Genomic DNA, 17,500 nt, shown 5'->3' on the forward strand with positions numbered 1-17,500 from the left:
GACGTATTATGGCTGAAACAGTAAATAATCCAGAAAAAGAAGAAATGCAGAAAGTCGCTGGACCTTGGAAAGAGGCTTGGCGAGGTTTCCGCAAAAGTAAAGTAGCGGTTGTTGGTATGGGGATTGTTATCTTCTTTATTTTGTTAGCAATTTTCGGACCGCTTATTACATTGCAAGGCATCAATGAACAAAATCTGTCTCAACGGCTTATGCCTCCTTCTTCCACTCATTGGATGGGTACAGACGATTTTGGTCGAGATATTTTATCGCGAGTTGTATATGGTGCTCGAATTTCGCTATGGGTCGGCTTTTTAGCAGTTATTGGATCGGTTATTGTAGGAAGTATTTTAGGGATTTTAGCAGGTTATTACGGACGTTTTGTAGATACAATTATCTCTCGTATTTTCGATATCATGCTAGCATTCCCAAGTATTTTACTTGCCATCGCGGTAGTATCTGTTCTAGGACCATCTTTACGTAATGCGTTAATTGCGATTGCTATTATCAACGTACCAAACTTTGGACGTTTGATTCGTTCGAAAGTATTGAGTATTAAAGAAGATGAATACATCATGTCCGCAAAAGCAATCGGCATGAAAGATAATCGGATTTTGATTTCGCATATCTTGCCGAACTCCATGGCGCCAGTTATTGTTCAAGGAACATTGGCGATTGCGACTGCGATCATTGAAGCAGCAGCACTTGGATTTTTAGGGTTAGGTGCACAAGCTCCGTCTCCAGAATGGGGCAAAATGTTGGCAGATTCGCGTTCGTATTTAACGAATGCACCTTGGACAATGATTTTTCCAGGAGTAGCTATTATGTTGACAGTACTAGGCTTTAACTTAATGGGAGACGGTTTACGTGACGCATTAGATCCACGAATGAAATCATAAAAAAAGTGTGAGGCAAATTTGCCTCACACTTTTTTATATGGCATTTTCAAGACCTGTATCTACTTCTTCTGAATGATAGTTCAAGTAAGCTATGATAAGTAAGTCTAGATGCTCTAGTTGTTCTTCGTAATCTAAAATAGCTGATAACACATGCATTAAATGATAAACCGAAAATTCACCTTCATTTTCTTCATGTGCTAAATTGATTTCTTTTACAAAAATTGTCATTACTTCATTGCGTCTCATGACGGCATCAGTCCCAGAACCTTCGCTATGTTCGGGACGTAATTTACCAACATATTTCATGTAAAGTTGCTCATGGTAACTCGCCAAACTTTCTAATCGCTCTTGAACCATCATATGAAAGTGCTCAGGAAGTTCCATTAGTTCATTTTCAAAACGGTTCAAGCGCTTTAAAACTTCTAAGCTCTTTTTCGATGTGGCAATCATTTGACGGTACAGGACCAATTTTCGTGCTTTTGCATATTGCTGCTTCTTGGTGTAGCTACGTTCTTCTTTATAAAATGAATACCATTGATCAACTTTTATTAATTTCTCTGTTAATTTATCAATGTCTTCTTTAACAGAGGCATGATCAGATGCATGACGGATCGAAACGCGAATCCAACGAATCACTTCTTCACTAACAGAATGAATGGAAGTAAACAAACGGGTTTCGTATTTAGGTGGCAGAAATATCATATTTACGATAAAGGCAGATATAATTCCAAGCATAACAGTTGAGATTCTTAGCGATGCAAAAGTTAAGAAGTTCGTAGAATGAGAATCCATAATGATGATAATCGTTACTAAAGTTAATGGAACGGTATTTTCTAACTTCAACTTCAGCATGACGACAATCGCTAATATTGCTGCTATACCAATGGTTAAATAATTACTGCCAAGTGTTAGCACAAAAACAATCGCTATTGTGGCACCAATCAAATTTCCATAAATTTGATCGAGTAATGTTAAGTAAGAACGGTAAATAGATGGCTGGATAGCGAAAATCGCTGCTACCCCTGCGAAAACAGGAGAAGGCAGATCCAATAAGTTGGCCAAATACAAGGCCATAGAAATGGCCACGCCAGTTTTAAAGATACGTGCACCTAATTTCATATGCTTAGGGACTCCTTCCTCAAAAACGATTTACGTTAATTATAACTGTTTAAAGGCCTTGCGTACCGCTTGAATAGAAAAATCTATATCTTCTTCTGTATGTTCAGTTGTTAAAAACCAAGCTTCGTATTTTGATGGAGCAAGATTGATACCTTGAGAGAGCATCAATTTAAAGAAACGACCAAAAATTTCGCCATCAGATTTCTCCGCTTGTTCGTAATTTTCTACGGTTATATCAGTAAAGTAAATGGTTAATGCACCTTTTAGTCGATTAACAGTAATTGTAACGTCAAATTCTTCAGCAGCTGCTATTATCCCTTTTTCTAGCTTTTCTCCGAGTTCATCCATTTTTTCATAGACACCTTCTTGACGAAGAACTTCTAAACAAGCGATTCCAGCTTGTATCGAGGCAGGGTTTCCGGCCATTGTCCCTGCTTGATAAGCGGGACCTAGAGGAGCCACTGTTTCCATAATTTCTTTTTTACCCCCATAAGCACCGATTGGTAAACCACCACCAATGATTTTTCCGAGCGCGGTAAGGTCTGGTGTCAACCCGAGGATGTCTTGAGCACCGCCGTAATGGAAACGAAAAGCGGTAATCACTTCATCATAAACAATTAAGGCTCCTTTTTCATGCGCGATGCGGTGAACCTCTTTCAAGTAACCTTCTTTTGGTTCAACAATCCCGAAATTGCCAACAATCGGTTCGACGAGAAGACATGCAATTTCTTCGCCCCAATGATCCATCGCTTCTGAAAATGCTTCGATGTCATTAAAAGGAACTGTAATCACTTCTTCAGCGATGGATTTTGGAACACCTGCTGAATCAGGAGTGCCGAGTGTCGCAGGGCCTGATCCAGCAGCTACAAGAACTAAATCAGAATGTCCGTGATAGCATCCTGCAAACTTCATAATTTTTGTGCGGCCAGTGTATGCACGTGACACCCGAATTGTTGTCATAACTGCTTCGGTTCCACTGTTTACAAAACGAACTCTATCCATGTTCGGCATTGCTTCTTTCAACATTTTAGCGAAAGTAATTTCGTGACGTGTCGGAGTTCCATAAAGCAAACCTGTTTCTGCTGCATGTGTAATCGCTTTTGTTATATGTGGATGGGCATGACCTGTGATGATCGGTCCGTATGCCGCTAGATAGTCTATGTATTTATTGCCATCAACGTCCCAAAAATAAGCGCCCTTGCCGCGCTCCATAGCGATAGGGGAACCTCCACCAACTGCTTTAAATGATCTTGAAGGACTGTTAACTCCGCCGACGATGTGTTGTAATGCTTCTTTATGTAGTTCTTCTGATGTCGAATGATTCATTGAATGATTGCCTCCTAGTGGTTAAACTCTTCTTTATTGTAGACAACCTTGTTGCGAAACGCCAAAGAAATTGAAACTAAGCTCCGTGTTCGGTACGATAGAAGGAAGAAAAGGAGTGGGTATGATGACTGCAGTTGAAGGTATGCAAGCACCAGAATTTTCATTGAAAAACGAAGCCGGAGAAATTGTCTCACTGAAAGATTTCAGTGACAACAAATATGTGGTTCTTTATTTTTATCCAAAAGACATGACTCCTGGTTGTACGACACAAGCATGCGACTTTCGGGATGCACAAGCTAATTTTTCTGAACTGAATGCGGTAATCTTAGGGGTAAGTGCAGATTCAGAAGACCGCCACACTAAGTTTAAGGAAAAACACGGATTGCCATTTTCACTTTTGGTAGACGAAGACCACCAAATGTCTGAGGATTACGGCGTTTGGATAGAGAAGAACATGTACGGTAAAAAATTCATGGGCATTGAGCGTTCAACTTTCCTAATCAATCCAACAGGTACTATTGTCAAATCGTGGCGCAAAGTGAAAGTGCCTAATCACATTCAAGATGTTTTAGAGACTTTGAAAACAATGAGTAACCAATAAGAAGGGAGACGTTTATGGAAATTTTATTTACATTTGTCCCACGAGTTGATCAACAACAAAGAATAATAGAAGAGTTCCCAGAAGTTGATTTCTATTTTCTTTACCGTGATAAAACACGGTTATCATCCGCGGATATCATTGTTACTTATGGAGAAGACTTGACTGCAGAAGATATTGAATCGGCTGTAAAAGTAAAATGGATTATGGTAGCCAGTGCGGGGATTGAAAAACTGCCACATCAAGCGATTGAATCACGCGGTATTACCGTGTCGAATGTAAGAGGGATTCATAAAACACCAATGGCTGAATCAGCTTTAGCTCATTTACTGGCTTTAAAGCGCGCGTTACCAGTCATTTATCAAAATCAACGCAATCAACAATGGGAGCGGAAAATACGTTCTTCAGAATTAAGTGGTACGACCGCATTGATTCTTGGACCAGGAGCGATTGGAGCAGAAATCGGTCGATTGCTACAAGCGTTTGGTGTCCATATAATTGGCTGTAATCGCTCTGGTGCACAGGCACCAAATATGGATGAAATGGTTTCTTTTGAAAAGATAATGGAAAAGCTTCCGGAAGCAGACTATGTTATCTCAGTTTTACCAAGTACAGATGAAACTAAACAGCTTTTAAAAGAAGAACATTTCAAAGCAATGAAAGACACAGTCATCTTTATGAACTTCGGTAGAGGTGATTTAGTCACAGATAACGTTCTATTAAATGCATTGCAAGAAAAAGAAATCACATTTGCTGTTTTAGATGTGTTCGAACATGAACCACTTCCTGCAGATCATCCGTATTGGTCAATGGATAATGTTGTTGTCTCACCGCATATTTCTAGCAAATCAGGAAAGTATGTGGACCGTACACTCGATATCTTTATTCCGAATTTGAAAAAATGGCTTATTGATCAATCCGATCCAACCAATCTAGTCGATATGGAAAAGGGGTATTAAGCATGAAAATTTATACGAAAACTGGCGACAAAGGGACAACTTCACTCGTTTACGGAACTCGAGTAGCTAAAAATGATGCGGTAGTAGAAGCTTACGGAACATGTGACGAAGCAAATACATTAATCGGTTTAGCAGTTGGACATTTAAATACAGAGTTTTTTAATGAAAAAGAAGAACTTTTAAAAGTCTTTCATGAAATCCAGACCACTTTGTTCCATGTTGGAGCAGAACTTGCTACACCAAAAGGGAAAGAAGTGAAATGGAAGCTGGCGGAAGACGATATTTCAAAGCTCGAACAATGGATTGATCTATATGACGATGCAGTTCCGACGCTCAGCAATTTTATTTTGCCAGGTGGACATCCATCTGGAGCAACGCTTCACGTAGCAAGAACTGTAGTTAGAAGAGCTGAACGTACCGTACTATCTATCGGAACCGATGTTTCGCCAAATGTTTTGGCGTACTTAAACCGGCTGTCGGATTTCTTGTTTGTTGCAGCACGCTTGGTCAATCAACGACTTGGAAGAGTAGAAAGAGGTTTGCATGAGAAATAAAGTGGAAATGCGTGACAAACGGCGGTAGTATAGTGATTTCTTGACATCTGACACTTTTATTAGGTACACTGTTTATAACAATTACAATGTAAGAATCTATATGAAGTGAGGTGCACGGCGATGTCTGAAGTACAATTAAAAGACGCGCTTGATGCTTTGAAGTCAACAGGTGTAAGAATCACGCCCCAACGTCACGCGATTTTGGAGTATATGATTCATTCAACAAACCACCCGACAGCGGATGACATTTATCGCGCGCTTGAAAAAATGTTTCCTAATATGAGTGTTGCAACTGTTTATAATAATTTACGCGTGTTCAGAAAAGCAGGGTTGGTAAAAGAATTAACATATGGTGATTCTTCAAGCCGTTTTGATTTTGTTACACACGACCATTATCATATTATCTGTAATGATTGCGGGAAAATAGTTGATTTCCACTACCCAGGACTCGATGAAGTTGAACATTTAGCTTCGCATGTAACAGGATTTCAAGTGGATTATCATCGTCTTGAGATTTACGGAACATGCCAAACATGCTTAAGTAAAACGGCGACTGCTCAATAAAATATTCAAAAGAAAAAACATCCAGCGATTTTTTCGCTGGATGTTTTTATTATTGTGAGCTTTTTTTATTGTAGTCCTGATCAAACTCTTTACCTTCAAGAGAACGATCCATTGTTAAAGGTTCGTTGCAATGCATGCAAATATCTACGCGACCCAGCATTTTTGTATGCTTTCCACAATTCGGACATTCCACTGGTACGGTTTTCATGGACAGCAACCCAATCCAAGCATAAACGCCTGTACTTCCGATAATTGCGAGGACACCAAGTAGCATTAAAATGACCATCACAATCGGTTGGTTTCTGAAGTATATGCCAACATACATAATAACAATGCCGATGAAGATCAAAGCTAACGCAAACGTACGAATGCGATTAATTTTATTTTTATAAGGTTTCATGGTCTATTTCCTCCTTGCATCCATCATACTATATCATAAATGTTCTTAAAAAGTGATATCGGTTTTGAAATGAAGGAATCCGCAGTAAATATGTCGAAATAGAGAAAAGAAGAAGTGCAGAAGTAGATCTTTTTAGCTTTGACGTTTCAGAAAAAGAAAACGGGTGAGCCCGACAAACGCTAGGGAAATGAAACAAGCTGGAGTTTATGACTAGCCATTCCTTTAATTTTAAGAAGGAATGCGATAGAGACAGCAAGGAGTGAGAATGATGGAACAAATACTACGTCCTATTTATCAAGAGCGCGCCAGTCAGGAAAGTACCCTCGGAGTAATCTTAGTCGAGAAAAGAGAAAAAGTCAGTCAGATTACGGACACTTTCGACTCGATATTGTTAATTATCACGAAAGAAAACGAAACACCAGTGTTTACAAAACATTATACGTATTTAGATAAAAAAGCTGCGATGCACATCGTTACGGAAAAGCAATTACATAAATGGTTATTGCTTGGTACGAATCGTAAAATAGTCGATTGGCTTTTTTATGGCCGTGTAATTTATGATCGCAACGAATTTATGGAGAAGCTAAAGACTGAACTCAAAGATTATCCCTTCTATGGTCGTAAAATTAAAATGGGCATGGAGTTCGCTAAACTAATCCGACGCTATATGGAAGGGAAATCATTTTTTGAAGAAAAGAACTATATGGATGCCTATCATCATATGGTAGAATCACTTCATCATTTAGCTCGGTTAGCTGTGCTCGAAAATGGATTACCTCCAGAAGTAACGGTTTGGTCTCAAGTCAAACAAATGGAACCAGCGATTTATAAATTGTATGAAGAGTTAATATCGAGTGATGAACCAATTGACAAGCGACTGGAATTATTATTCTTGGCAAGTGAATTCTATATTCATTCAAGAACAAAAGACGGGGCTCTTCATATAAGAGAAGTAATGGGGAAACAAAGCAGCTGGACCATTCAAGAGTTGCACGAGCAGGAAGAGTTGAAAAACTACTCTTCAGATCTAGAAGTTTTCATTGAATTTCTTGTGGAGAAGGATCTTGTTTCTATTAATGGCGTCACAACGAAGAGTGAAGGCGTCTTCCACAGATACTATTATGTGAAAAACTAAATAAGAAATCTTTAAAGAAGCAATTGTTATATAAAGACGACTGGCAATCATAACGCATTGGGTTCTCTGTGTAATTAGCGTGGAAGTGTTATCGACATCCGACGAATAACTTGTCGAGAGAGTCAATTGACTTTTAGAGAAAAGTAGTCAGGATGTTCGCAGGCTATTATTACTTATAAAGTAGACAAAGAAAAACTGTTGCTATAAGTCGATTTATAGGACTCTTAGCAACAGTTTATTTTCGGTGAAAATGTTTGAAAAGTGGTAGAAGGATAATGATTTAAAAGCATGTTAATTAAGAGGATAAAGTTTTTTTGCTTTTTTTTGCTTTAATCGTTGACATCTGTGAGAGGTGTGTATTATGATAATACATGTCGCTAAGGGAAATTAAGTTTTTTACAATAATAAAAAGCTTGACTCTTTCATCGAACGATGTTAACTTAGAGAAGTTGCTTTTACAGAACGCAAACTGAACCTTGAAAACTGAACAGCAAAACGTCAACAAAACGCAACGGTCGCGCAAAACGGCCCGCGCAAAACTTACTGATCAACGCAAGTAGATCAAAGCGAATCGTGCGTCTTCGGACGGCGATACGCCAGCAGTATTGAGCAATCAACACTACTCTATAATGGAGAGTTTGATCCTGGCTCAGGACGAACGCTGGCGGCGTGCCTAATACATGCAAGTCGAGCGGAACCAGAGGAGCTTGCTCCTTCTGGTTTAGCGGCGGACGGGTGAGTAACACGTGGGCAACCTGCCCTGCAGATCGGGATAACTCCGGGAAACCGGTGCTAATACCGAATAGTTTGCGGCCTCTCCTGAGGCTGCACGGAAAGACGGTTTCGGCTGTCACTGCAGGATGGGCCCGCGGCGCATTAGCTAGTTGGTGGGGTAATGGCCTACCAAGGCGACGATGCGTAGCCGACCTGAGAGGGTGATCGGCCACACTGGGACTGAGACACGGCCCAGACTCCTACGGGAGGCAGCAGTAGGGAATCTTCCGCAATGGACGAAAGTCTGACGGAGCAACGCCGCGTGAGTGACGAAGGTTTTCGGATCGTAAAACTCTGTTGTGAGGGAAGAACAAGTACCAACTAACTACTGGTACCTTGACGGTACCTCACCAGAAAGCCACGGCTAACTACGTGCCAGCAGCCGCGGTAATACGTAGGTGGCAAGCGTTGTCCGGAATTATTGGGCGTAAAGCGCGCGCAGGCGGTTCTTTAAGTCTGATGTGAAAGCCCACGGCTCAACCGTGGAGGGTCATTGGAAACTGGAGAACTTGAGTGCAGAAGAGGAAAGTGGAATTCCATGTGTAGCGGTGAAATGCGTAGAGATGTGGAGGAACACCAGTGGCGAAGGCGACTTTCTGGTCTGTAACTGACGCTGAGGCGCGAAAGCGTGGGGAGCAAACAGGATTAGATACCCTGGTAGTCCACGCCGTAAACGATGAGTGCTAAGTGTTAGGGGGTTTCCGCCCCTTAGTGCTGCAGCTAACGCATTAAGCACTCCGCCTGGGGAGTACGGCCGCAAGGCTGAAACTCAAAGGAATTGACGGGGGCCCGCACAAGCGGTGGAGCATGTGGTTTAATTCGAAGCAACGCGAAGAACCTTACCAGGTCTTGACATCCCACTGACCGGTGTAGAGATACACTTTTCCCTTCGGGGACAGTGGTGACAGGTGGTGCATGGTTGTCGTCAGCTCGTGTCGTGAGATGTTGGGTTAAGTCCCGCAACGAGCGCAACCCTTGATCTTAGTTGCCAGCATTCAGTTGGGCACTCTAAGGTGACTGCCGGTGACAAACCGGAGGAAGGTGGGGATGACGTCAAATCATCATGCCCCTTATGACCTGGGCTACACACGTGCTACAATGGACGGTACAAAGGGTTGCCAACCCGCGAGGGGGAGCCAATCCCATAAAACCGTTCTCAGTTCGGATTGTAGGCTGCAACTCGCCTGCATGAAGCCGGAATCGCTAGTAATCGTGGATCAGCATGCCACGGTGAATACGTTCCCGGGCCTTGTACACACCGCCCGTCACACCACGAGAGTTTGTAACACCCGAAGTCGGTGAGGTAACCCTTGTGGAGCCAGCCGCCGAAGGTGGGACGGATGATTGGGGTGAAGTCGTAACAAGGTAGCCGTATCGGAAGGTGCGGCTGGATCACCTCCTTTCTAAGGATAAATTCGGAACCGGGCGCCCTAGGCGCTCCGGGGTTGACGTTTTGCGTTCAGTTTTGAAGGTTCACCTTCAATGGAAACATTGAATTGATCTTCTATCAGTAAGACAATTATACTCAAGAGGGCCTATAGCTCAGCTGGTTAGAGCGCACGCCTGATAAGCGTGAGGTCGATGGTTCGAGTCCATTTAGGCCCACCATTCTTCTTGGGGCCTTAGCTCAGCTGGGAGAGCGCCTGCCTTGCACGCAGGAGGTCAGCGGTTCGATCCCGCTAGGCTCCACCAATCATTTTGTACGTTGAAATGATGAACTTGTTCTTTGAAAACTGGATAAAACGACATTGAAACAATATGCAAGAAATTCAAGTACGCGTGACAATTTTTGTCACAACTTTTTAATTAACCATTGGTTAAGTTAGAAAGGGCGCACGGTGGATGCCTTGGCACTAGGAGCCGAAGAAGGACGGCACTAACACCGATATGCTTCGGGGAGCTGTAAGTGAGCTGTGATCCGGAGATTTCCGAATGGGGGAACCCACTACTTTTAATCGAGTAGTATCCATGTGTGAATCTATAGCACATGAGAAGGCAGACCCAGGGAACTGAAACATCTAAGTACCTGGAGGAAGAGAAAGCAAATGCGATTCCCTGAGTAGCGGCGAGCGAAACGGGATCAGCCCAAACCAAGAGGCTTGCCTCTTGGGGTTGTAGGACACTCTATACGGAGTTACAAAAGGTAGGATTAGGCGAAGCGACCTGGAACGGTCCGCCGCAGCGGGTAACAGCCCCGTAGCCGAAAACCTTACCCCTCCAGAGTGGATCCTGAGTACGGCGGAACACGTGAAATTCCGTCGGAATCTGGGAGGACCATCTCCCAAGGCTAAATACTTCCTAGTGACCGATAGTGAACCAGTACCGTGAGGGAAAGGTGAAAAGCACCCCGGAAGGGGAGTGAAATAGATCCTGAAACCGTGTGCCTACAAGTAGTCAAAGCCCGTTAATGGGTGATGGCGTGCCTTTTGTAGAATGAACCGGCGAGTTACGATTACATGCAAGGTTAAGCTGAGAAGGCGGAGCCGCAGCGAAAGCGAGTCTGAATAGGGCGCCAGAGTATGTAGTTGTAGACCCGAAACCAGGTGATCTACCCATGTCCAGGGTGAAGGTAAGGTAACACTTACTGGAGGCCCGAACCCACGCACGTTGAAAAGTGCGGGGATGAGGTGTGGGTAGCGGAGAAATTCCAATCGAACCTGGAGATAGCTGGTTCTCTCCGAAATAGCTTTAGGGCTAGCCTCAAGATAGAGAATCCTGGAGGTAGAGCACTGTTTGGACTAGGGGCCCATCCCGGGTTACCGAATTCAGACAAACTCCGAATGCCAGTGATTTATGCTTGGGAGTCAGACTGCGAGTGATAAGATCCGTAGTCAAGAGGGAAACAGCCCAGACCACCAGCTAAGGTCCCCAAATATCCGTTAAGTGGAAAAGGATGTGGCGTTGCTTAGACAACCAGGATGTTGGCTTAGAAGCAGCCATCATTTAAAGAGTGCGTAATAGCTCACTGGTCGAGTGACACTGCGCCGAAAATGTACCGGGGCTAAACGGATTACCGAAGCTGTGGATGGATCTCGTAAGAGATCCGTGGTAGGAGAGCGTTCTAAGGGCGTTGAAGTCAGACCGGAAGGACTGGTGGAGCGCTTAGAAGTGAGAATGCCGGTATGAGTAACGAAAGACGGGTGAGAATCCCGTCCACCGAATGCCTAAGGTTTCCTGAGGAAGGCTCGTCCGCTCAGGGTTAGTCGGGACCTAAGTCGAGGCCGATAGGCGTAGACGATGGACAACAGGTTGATATTCCTGTACCACCTCCCCGCCGTTTGAGCAATGGGGGGACGCAGAAGGATAAGGAGAGCGTGCCGTTGGTTGTGCACGTCCAAGCAGTGAGGCGTGGAATGAGGCAAATCCCATTCCTGATACGTTGAGCTGTGATGGCAAGAGGGTTTACCCTTAGAGTCCCTGATTTCACACTGCCAAGAAAAGCCTCTAGCGAGGCGGGAGGTGCCCGTACCGCAAACCGACACAGGTAGGCGAGAAGAGAATTCTAAGGTGAGCGAGTGAACTCTCGTTAAGGAACTCGGCAAAATGACCCCGTAACTTCGGGAGAAGGGGTGCTCTGGTAGGGTGTATAGCCCGAGAGAGCCGCAGTGAATAGGCCCAGGCGACTGTTTAGCAAAAACACAGGTCTCTGCAAAACCGTAAGGTGACGTATAGGGGCTGACGCCTGCCCGGTGCTGGAAGGTTAAGAGGAGTGCTTAGCGCAAGCGAAGGTGCGAATTGAAGCCCCAGTAAACGGCGGCCGTAACTATAACGGTCCTAAGGTAGCGAAATTCCTTGTCGGGTAAGTTCCGACCCGCACGAAAGGCGTAACGATCTGGGCACTGTCTCAACGAGAGACTCGGTGAAATTATAGTACCTGTGAAGATGCAGGTTACCCGCGACAGGACGGAAAGACCCCGTGGAGCTTTACTGTAGCCTGATATTGAATTTTGGTGCAACTTGTACAGGATAGGTAGGAGCCTTAGAGCCCGGAGCGCCAGCTTCGGAGGAGGCGTCAGTGGGATACTACCCTGGTTGTATTGAAATTCTAACCCACAAGCCTGATCGGCTTGGGAGACAGTGTCAGGCGGGCAGTTTGACTGGGGCGGTCGCCTCCTAAAGAGTAACGGAGGCGCCCAAAGGTTCCCTCAGAATGGTTGGAAATCATTCGAAGAGTGTAAAGGCAGAAGGGAGCTTGACTGCGAGACGTACATGTCGAGCAGGGTCGAAAGACGGGCTTAGTGATCCGGTGGTTCCGCATGGAAGGGCCATCGCTCAACGGATAAAAGCTACCCCGGGGATAACAGGCTTATCTCCCCCAAGAGTCCACATCGACGGGGAGGTTTGGCACCTCGATGTCGGCTCATCGCATCCTGGGGCTGTAGTCGGTCCCAAGGGTTGGGCTGTTCGCCCATTAAAGCGGTACGCGAGCTGGGTTCAGAACGTCGTGAGACAGTTCGGTCCCTATCCGTCGCGGGCGCAGGAAATTTGAGAGGAGCTGTCCTTAGTACGAGAGGACCGGGATGGACACACCGCTGGTGTACCAGTTGTTCTGCCAAGGGCATCGCTGGGTAGCTATGTGTGGCCGGGATAAGTGCTGAAAGCATCTAAGCACGAAGCCCCCCTCAAGATGAGATTTCCCATTGCGCAAGCAAGTAAGATCCCTCAAAGACGATGAGGTAGATAGGTTCGAGGTGGAAGCGTGGCGACATGTGCAGCTGACGAATACTAATCGATCGAGGACTTAACCAAAACAAAGTACGCGAAGCACTTGCACGTTTCAATGTCGTTTATCCAGTTTTGAAAGAATAAGAAAAAGTTTTTGAAAAAAAGCTTGAAAAAACCAGTGATATTGGTATAATAAATCTTGTCTTTCAAAATAAATTCAGTCTGGTAATGATGGCAAAGAGGTCACACCCGTTCCCATCCCGAACACGGTAGTTAAGCTCTTTTGCGCCGATGGTAGTTGGGGGTTTCCCCCTGTGAGAGTAGGACGTTGCCAGGCTGATCAATTATTCCGAAGTAGCTCAGTGGTAGAGCACCGCACTGTTAATGCGATGGTCGTAGGTTCGAGTCCTACCTTCGGAGCCAATTATGGAGAGCTGTCCGAGTGGCCGAAGGAGCATGATTGGAAATCATGTAGGCGGGCAACCGTCTCAAGGGTTCGAATCCCTTGCTCTCCGCCAGAAGATCGTTTTCAATAATTATTAAGTACGGCCCCTTGGTCAAGCGGTTAAGACACCGCCCTTTCACGGCGGTAACACGGGTTCGAATCCCGTAGGGGTCACCAATTTCATGGAGGATTAGCTCAGCTGGGAGAGCATCTGCCTTACAAGCAGAGGGTCGGCGGTTCGATCCCGTCATCCTCCACCATTTCATTCATATAATTTATGTGAATTGGAAAAAATAGTATTATCGCGGGGTGGAGCAGTTCGGTAGCTCGTTGGGCTCATAACCCAAAGGTCGCAGGTTCAAATCCTGCCCCCGCAACCAAATGGTCCCGTGGTGTAGCGGTTAACATGCCTGCCTGTCACGCAGGAGATCGCCGGTTCGATCCCGGTCGGGACCGCCATTTTCACTTAACAAAGTGGGTCAGTAGCTCAGTCGGTAGAGCATTAGATTGAAGCTCTAAGTGTCGGCGGTTCGATTCCGTCCTGACCCACCATTTTTTTAAAAGAAATTCTCCATGCCGGAGTAGCTCAACTGGTAGAGCAACTGACTTGTAATCAGTAGGTTGAGGGTTCAAGTCCTTTCTCCGGCACCATTTTCAAGGTGGGGTAGCGAAGTGGCTAAACGCGGCGGACTGTAAATCCGCTCCTTCGGGTTCGGCAGTTCGAATCTGCCCCCCACCACCAGTTTTTAGGGGCATAGTTTAACGGTAGAACAGAGGTCTCCAACACCTCCGATGTGGGTTCGATTCCTACTGCCCCTGCCAATTTTAAAATTTATATGATGGCGGTCGTGGCGAAGTGGTTAACGCACCGGATTGTGATTCCGGCACTCGGGGGTTCAATTCCCCTCGTCCGCCCCATGTTTTAATTTAACTAAGTGAACTTATAAAATAGTAAAGTGGCGGTCGTGGCGAAGTGGTTAACGCACCGGATTGTGATTCCGGCACTCGGGGGTTCAATTCCCCTCGTCCGCCCCATCTTTTATTAATGGGGTATAGCCAAGCGGTAAGGCAACGGGTTTTGATCCCGTCATGCCCTGGTTCGAATCCAGGTACCCCAGCTTTATTGCGGAAGTAGTTCAGTGGTAGAACGCCACCTTGCCAAGGTGGAGGTCGCGAGTTCGAACCTCGTCTTCCGCTCCATTATTTGGCGGCATAGCCAAGTGGTAAGGCATGGGTCTGCAACACCCTTATCACCGGTTCGAGTCCGGTTGCCGCCTCCATAATAATTTGCCGGCGTGGCGGAATTGGCAGACGCGCGGGACTCAAAATCCCGTTCCTTCACCGGAGTGTCGGTTCGACCCCGACCGCCGGTATTATGAAAGAACCTGCCTGTTCTTTCCAAAAACCTTTAACTGTGAGTAATCACAGTTAAAGGTTTTTTTGTTATTTTACCAGTTATTCAGTAAGTATCTTGGACAGCTATTCATGTAACTTGGTATGTTCCATTCCCGAGTGACTAATGTATAAGCAGTAGGGAAGTAGAGGCAAGCAGTAATTGATTAAAGGTGGTCGTAGTGAAAAAAATCGTTTGTTCATTCGGATCAGCTTACCTATGTGAATTATTTACAGTAGAAGCTACTATGGGTTTTGCTCCTATTGTCTATGATACTTTATCAATCTTGAAGTTTGGCGTATGAAACTATTTATTGCATTAATAAAGTATTGGCGAGAAAAGTAAGATGTGCTATAATAATTCTTGTCCGCTAAAACAATACTTGCCGGCGTGGCGGAATTGGCAGACGCGCGGGACTCAAAATCCCGTTCCTTCACCGGAGTGTCGGTTCGACCCCGACCGCCGGTATATTGCAAGTAAAGAGCAAAAGTCCTGACTTAATTGTCAGGGCTTTTTTCTTGAACTTATATAGAGTGATATAGACAAATCAAATAGTAAATGAATTCCTTCTATAAGAATAGAATAGTATGAAATAACCGGTGTATAAGACAATCTCTCCTACACCGGTTAACTTGTTATTTAAAAACTTGTTTTACTCTGCATATTGACAACTGATACGTGTATTCTCTGCTTTGAATATGCCGTCTAGATTTGTTTTGAATAACCATACATGTAAGTCATAATGTTGACCTGTAGTACCATCATCGTTATTCATTGGTCCCTGGAACTTTTGTTCAAATAGCATTGGTGTTTTATCTGTCGCGTCTGTTGGTACGTACCATTCAGCTCCTACCAATTTGTAACGACCATTCTTCATTGGTTCGTAAAGCAAAGCTTCCGGTTTTTTGATGTTTAGTTTGTCAACACCCATACGACTAGGCTTAACTAAGTGAATTCCCATATCTGGTACGTATGCTCCAGACATTAATCCAACAAAGCCTTCATCAAGTGCGACGTCGATTTGCGGTACTTCTTAAGTGCTTTTTTGCTCATAGTTAACTGTTTCTCAATACTGTACTTGTGGTCATCTTTTGTCGTGATCATGTGGATGGGCACTCACACTAGACAGGGCAGAGAGGCTGAGAAATGCAACCTTGATAAAGATGAAAAGTTTCTTCATTTTTCTTCCTTCTTGTTATATTTTCGTGCTATGTACTAATACTCTGTTTTTTCAAACACTTATTATACACTCATTTTTTCTAAACGCAATACAATAATCTGAATAATTCGGTATTTTAGAAATGATATTATTCCCTATTTATAACCATAGAAAAGACCGCATCAAAAGTTTCAACTTTGATGCGGTCTTTTTATGAATGAAATCAAATAATTCCTTGGAAACGTAAAATGATTTCGGCAATAACTGCGGAACCAAGAAAAGTTCCAAATAGAACGACCATACCGACGACGATAGTTTTCCAACCTAATTGCACAAAATCGAACCATGAACGTCCGATAGAAACACCTGCATAGGCTAAAATGGGTGTCGCGATAGCTAATAGATTAACTTCCGCTGTATAAGTAGCAATTTGGGCGGAACCTGGCATACCTGGGATTGTTACAATAAGTCCGATAATGCCGATGTAAGCGATGCTAGGTAGTTGGAAAGGAAGCAAATGGTGAATGATTAATCCAACCAAGCTAATACCAATCAGGATGGCTATTCCAGGAAGCGCAGTCCACGGGAGCACGTCATAGCCTATCCAATTTCCAATCAGCATGATTACGCCGAGAATCATAAAGACGGCTATCCATTCTTTAATGTTTTTTAACATATTCCACGCTTCCTTTCACTGTTTTTTTCTCTTTGTTTTTCGATAAGATTTCATACATTTTCACGGTTAATGGAAGTCCGACAAAAATACTCATGTACAGTCCAGTCACAGAAGAGATTAAGTTACTGACACCTGAAAAAGCAGTCAGTGTTTCACTCATTTCAGGAAATGCTGCGATTAATGGTCCAAGAGAAGCTGCCGCCATACTACCACTTCCTACTCCTGTCGCCATGGCAAAAGAAATCGGGTGCAAAGGAGTCACTGTTGCTAAGAAACCAGAAATCATTCCGATAAATATAGATCCAAAGACTGTACCAAAAATATACATGGCCATGACGCCACGGCCTTCTGGTGAAGACAAACCATATTTATCAGTAATCAAAGCGAGGTTGGCTTCACGCCCGATTGAATGTGTCATACCAATACTTTCTCTTTTCATACCGAGAAATACTGCTAATGGTAAGGCTAAAAAGATTGTTCCTAAATTCCCGAACTCTTGTAATAGTAAAGCAGGTCCTGCTTCAATAATCTGTGGCAGTGCTGGTCCAGCTTGAACACCGAATTTTGCGATCAGTATCGAAACTGAAAGAAATACTAAAGGTTCGGCATTGATTGATTGTTTGTCGTTTATTAAAGGGGTAAAGTACAAGGCCAAACCAATTACAACTGCATAAAGCATTGGCAGTAATAGAATGGTACCTGGACCTAGTGGGATTTTGAAGATGCCGATTGATTCGGTAACCGCCACAATGCCTAATACAATGACATGTAACCGCCAATCTTTCCATAACGCTATAGCTTTCTCACTCATTTCACAACGACTCCTTCTATGTAAGA

The 17,500-nt window shown here is 44.1% G+C and carries 12 protein-coding genes, 19 tRNA genes and 3 rRNA genes; 28 read left to right on the plus strand and 6 right to left on the minus strand.

Annotated elements, in window-relative coordinates; genetic code table 11:
• The first annotated feature begins 8 nt into the window (after nt 1-8).
• Nucleotides 9-896 (plus strand): nickel transporter permease, encoded by an 888-nt coding sequence (nikC, locus tag BBI08_RS04740; RefSeq protein WP_008497129.1) that lies wholly within the window; start codon nt 9-11, stop codon nt 894-896.
• 33 nt (nt 897-929) lie between these two features.
• On the opposite strand, the gene BBI08_RS04745 is transcribed toward nikC, so the two are convergent.
• Complete coding sequence (locus tag BBI08_RS04745; protein WP_008497128.1) at nt 930-2,015, minus strand: FUSC family protein; 1,086 nt, start codon at nt 2,013-2,015, stop codon at nt 930-932.
• Between the two features lie 39 nt (nt 2,016-2,054).
• A complete protein-coding gene (locus tag BBI08_RS04750) occupies nt 2,055-3,341 on the minus strand; it encodes a glutamate-1-semialdehyde 2,1-aminomutase (protein ID WP_008497127.1) in 1,287 nt (428 codons plus the stop codon).
• Between the two features lie 124 nt (nt 3,342-3,465).
• Here BBI08_RS04750 and bcp point away from each other — a divergent pair, with 124 nt between their 5' ends.
• The 4 genes from bcp to perR all read left to right on the plus strand — a co-directional run bounded on the left by bcp (nt 3,466) and on the right by perR (nt 6,016).
• The gene (bcp, locus tag BBI08_RS04755) at nt 3,466-3,942 is read left to right on the plus strand and encodes a thioredoxin-dependent thiol peroxidase (protein ID WP_040850659.1); all 477 of its coding nucleotides are present in this window, start codon (nt 3,466-3,468) and stop codon (nt 3,940-3,942) included.
• A 14-nt stretch (nt 3,943-3,956) separates the two neighbouring features.
• The gene (locus BBI08_RS04760; RefSeq protein WP_008497124.1) at nt 3,957-4,898 is read left to right on the plus strand and encodes a D-2-hydroxyacid dehydrogenase; all 942 of its coding nucleotides are present in this window, start codon (nt 3,957-3,959) and stop codon (nt 4,896-4,898) included.
• A gap of 2 nt (nt 4,899-4,900) precedes the next feature.
• A complete protein-coding gene (locus BBI08_RS04765) occupies nt 4,901-5,452 on the plus strand; it encodes a cob(I)yrinic acid a,c-diamide adenosyltransferase (protein ID WP_008497123.1) in 552 nt (183 codons plus the stop codon).
• A gap of 120 nt (nt 5,453-5,572) precedes the next feature.
• Complete coding sequence (gene perR, locus BBI08_RS04770; RefSeq protein ID WP_008497122.1) at nt 5,573-6,016, plus strand: peroxide-responsive transcriptional repressor PerR; 444 nt, start codon at nt 5,573-5,575, stop codon at nt 6,014-6,016.
• 49 nt (nt 6,017-6,065) lie between these two features.
• Here the strand turns inward: perR and BBI08_RS04775 are convergent, their stop codons facing one another.
• Nucleotides 6,066-6,416 carry a YgzB family protein gene (locus tag BBI08_RS04775; protein ID WP_008497121.1) on the minus strand — a complete coding sequence of 117 codons (351 nt, stop codon included), beginning with the start codon at nt 6,414-6,416 and terminating at the stop codon, nt 6,066-6,068.
• Nucleotides 6,417-6,684: 268 nt separating this feature from the next.
• Here BBI08_RS04775 and BBI08_RS04780 point away from each other — a divergent pair, with 268 nt between their 5' ends.
• From BBI08_RS04780 to BBI08_RS04890, 23 genes are all read left to right on the plus strand, one after another.
• Entirely contained in the window at nt 6,685-7,551 is an 867-nt protein-coding gene (locus BBI08_RS04780) for a nucleotidyltransferase-like protein (RefSeq protein WP_040850657.1), read from the plus strand.
• Between the two features lie 626 nt (nt 7,552-8,177).
• Nucleotides 8,178-9,728: ribosomal RNA gene (locus BBI08_RS04785) — 16S ribosomal RNA — on the plus strand.
• A 128-nt stretch (nt 9,729-9,856) separates the two neighbouring features.
• Nucleotides 9,857-9,933 (plus strand) — tRNA-Ile (locus tag BBI08_RS04790).
• Between the two features lie 8 nt (nt 9,934-9,941).
• Nucleotides 9,942-10,017: transfer RNA gene (locus BBI08_RS04795), tRNA-Ala, on the plus strand.
• A gap of 123 nt (nt 10,018-10,140) precedes the next feature.
• Nucleotides 10,141-13,074, plus strand: a 23S ribosomal RNA gene (locus BBI08_RS04800).
• 137 nt (nt 13,075-13,211) lie between these two features.
• Nucleotides 13,212-13,327: ribosomal RNA gene (gene rrf, locus BBI08_RS04805) — 5S ribosomal RNA — on the plus strand.
• Together the 16S, 23S and 5S rRNA genes with 19 tRNA genes alongside form the textbook arrangement of a ribosomal RNA operon.
• A gap of 11 nt (nt 13,328-13,338) precedes the next feature.
• Nucleotides 13,339-13,413 (plus strand) — tRNA-Asn (locus BBI08_RS04810).
• Nucleotides 13,414-13,418: 5 nt separating this feature from the next.
• Nucleotides 13,419-13,508 (plus strand) — tRNA-Ser (locus BBI08_RS04815).
• Between the two features lie 29 nt (nt 13,509-13,537).
• Nucleotides 13,538-13,612, plus strand: a tRNA-Glu gene (locus tag BBI08_RS04820).
• Nucleotides 13,613-13,619: 7 nt separating this feature from the next.
• Nucleotides 13,620-13,695: transfer RNA gene (locus tag BBI08_RS04825), tRNA-Val, on the plus strand.
• A 43-nt stretch (nt 13,696-13,738) separates the two neighbouring features.
• Nucleotides 13,739-13,815 (plus strand) — tRNA-Met (locus tag BBI08_RS04830).
• A 3-nt stretch (nt 13,816-13,818) separates the two neighbouring features.
• Nucleotides 13,819-13,894: transfer RNA gene (locus tag BBI08_RS04835), tRNA-Asp, on the plus strand.
• Between the two features lie 17 nt (nt 13,895-13,911).
• Nucleotides 13,912-13,987, plus strand: a tRNA-Phe gene (locus BBI08_RS04840).
• 23 nt (nt 13,988-14,010) lie between these two features.
• Nucleotides 14,011-14,086, plus strand: a tRNA-Thr gene (locus BBI08_RS04845).
• Between the two features lie 7 nt (nt 14,087-14,093).
• Nucleotides 14,094-14,177: transfer RNA gene (locus BBI08_RS04850), tRNA-Tyr, on the plus strand.
• Between the two features lie 6 nt (nt 14,178-14,183).
• Nucleotides 14,184-14,257 (plus strand) — tRNA-Trp (locus tag BBI08_RS04855).
• A gap of 20 nt (nt 14,258-14,277) precedes the next feature.
• Nucleotides 14,278-14,353, plus strand: a tRNA-His gene (locus BBI08_RS04860).
• Nucleotides 14,354-14,394: 41 nt separating this feature from the next.
• A tRNA-His gene (locus tag BBI08_RS04865) sits at nt 14,395-14,470 on the plus strand.
• Between the two features lie 11 nt (nt 14,471-14,481).
• Nucleotides 14,482-14,553: transfer RNA gene (locus tag BBI08_RS04870), tRNA-Gln, on the plus strand.
• Nucleotides 14,554-14,560: 7 nt separating this feature from the next.
• A tRNA-Gly gene (locus BBI08_RS04875) sits at nt 14,561-14,635 on the plus strand.
• A 6-nt stretch (nt 14,636-14,641) separates the two neighbouring features.
• A tRNA-Cys gene (locus BBI08_RS04880) sits at nt 14,642-14,715 on the plus strand.
• 9 nt (nt 14,716-14,724) lie between these two features.
• Nucleotides 14,725-14,808: transfer RNA gene (locus tag BBI08_RS04885), tRNA-Leu, on the plus strand.
• A gap of 404 nt (nt 14,809-15,212) precedes the next feature.
• Nucleotides 15,213-15,296: transfer RNA gene (locus tag BBI08_RS04890), tRNA-Leu, on the plus strand.
• A 184-nt stretch (nt 15,297-15,480) separates the two neighbouring features.
• Here the strand turns inward: BBI08_RS04890 and BBI08_RS04895 are convergent.
• The 3 genes from BBI08_RS04895 to BBI08_RS04905 form a co-directional block, all read right to left on the minus strand.
• Nucleotides 15,481-15,813, minus strand: coding sequence for a hypothetical protein (locus BBI08_RS04895; protein WP_008495965.1), 333 nt, complete (start codon nt 15,811-15,813; stop codon nt 15,481-15,483).
• A 397-nt stretch (nt 15,814-16,210) separates the two neighbouring features.
• Complete coding sequence (locus BBI08_RS04900; protein WP_040850205.1) at nt 16,211-16,663, minus strand: hypothetical protein; 453 nt, start codon at nt 16,661-16,663, stop codon at nt 16,211-16,213.
• Entirely contained in the window at nt 16,647-17,474 is an 828-nt protein-coding gene (locus BBI08_RS04905) for a DUF3100 domain-containing protein (protein ID WP_040850206.1), read from the minus strand. The genes BBI08_RS04900 and BBI08_RS04905 overlap by 17 nt, the downstream gene beginning before the upstream one ends.
• Nucleotides 17,475-17,500: the final 26 nt, after the last annotated feature.

The sequence above is a fragment of the Planococcus halocryophilus genome (genome assembly GCF_001687585.2).
Taxonomy (GTDB): domain Bacteria; phylum Bacillota; class Bacilli; order Bacillales_A; family Planococcaceae; genus Planococcus; species Planococcus halocryophilus.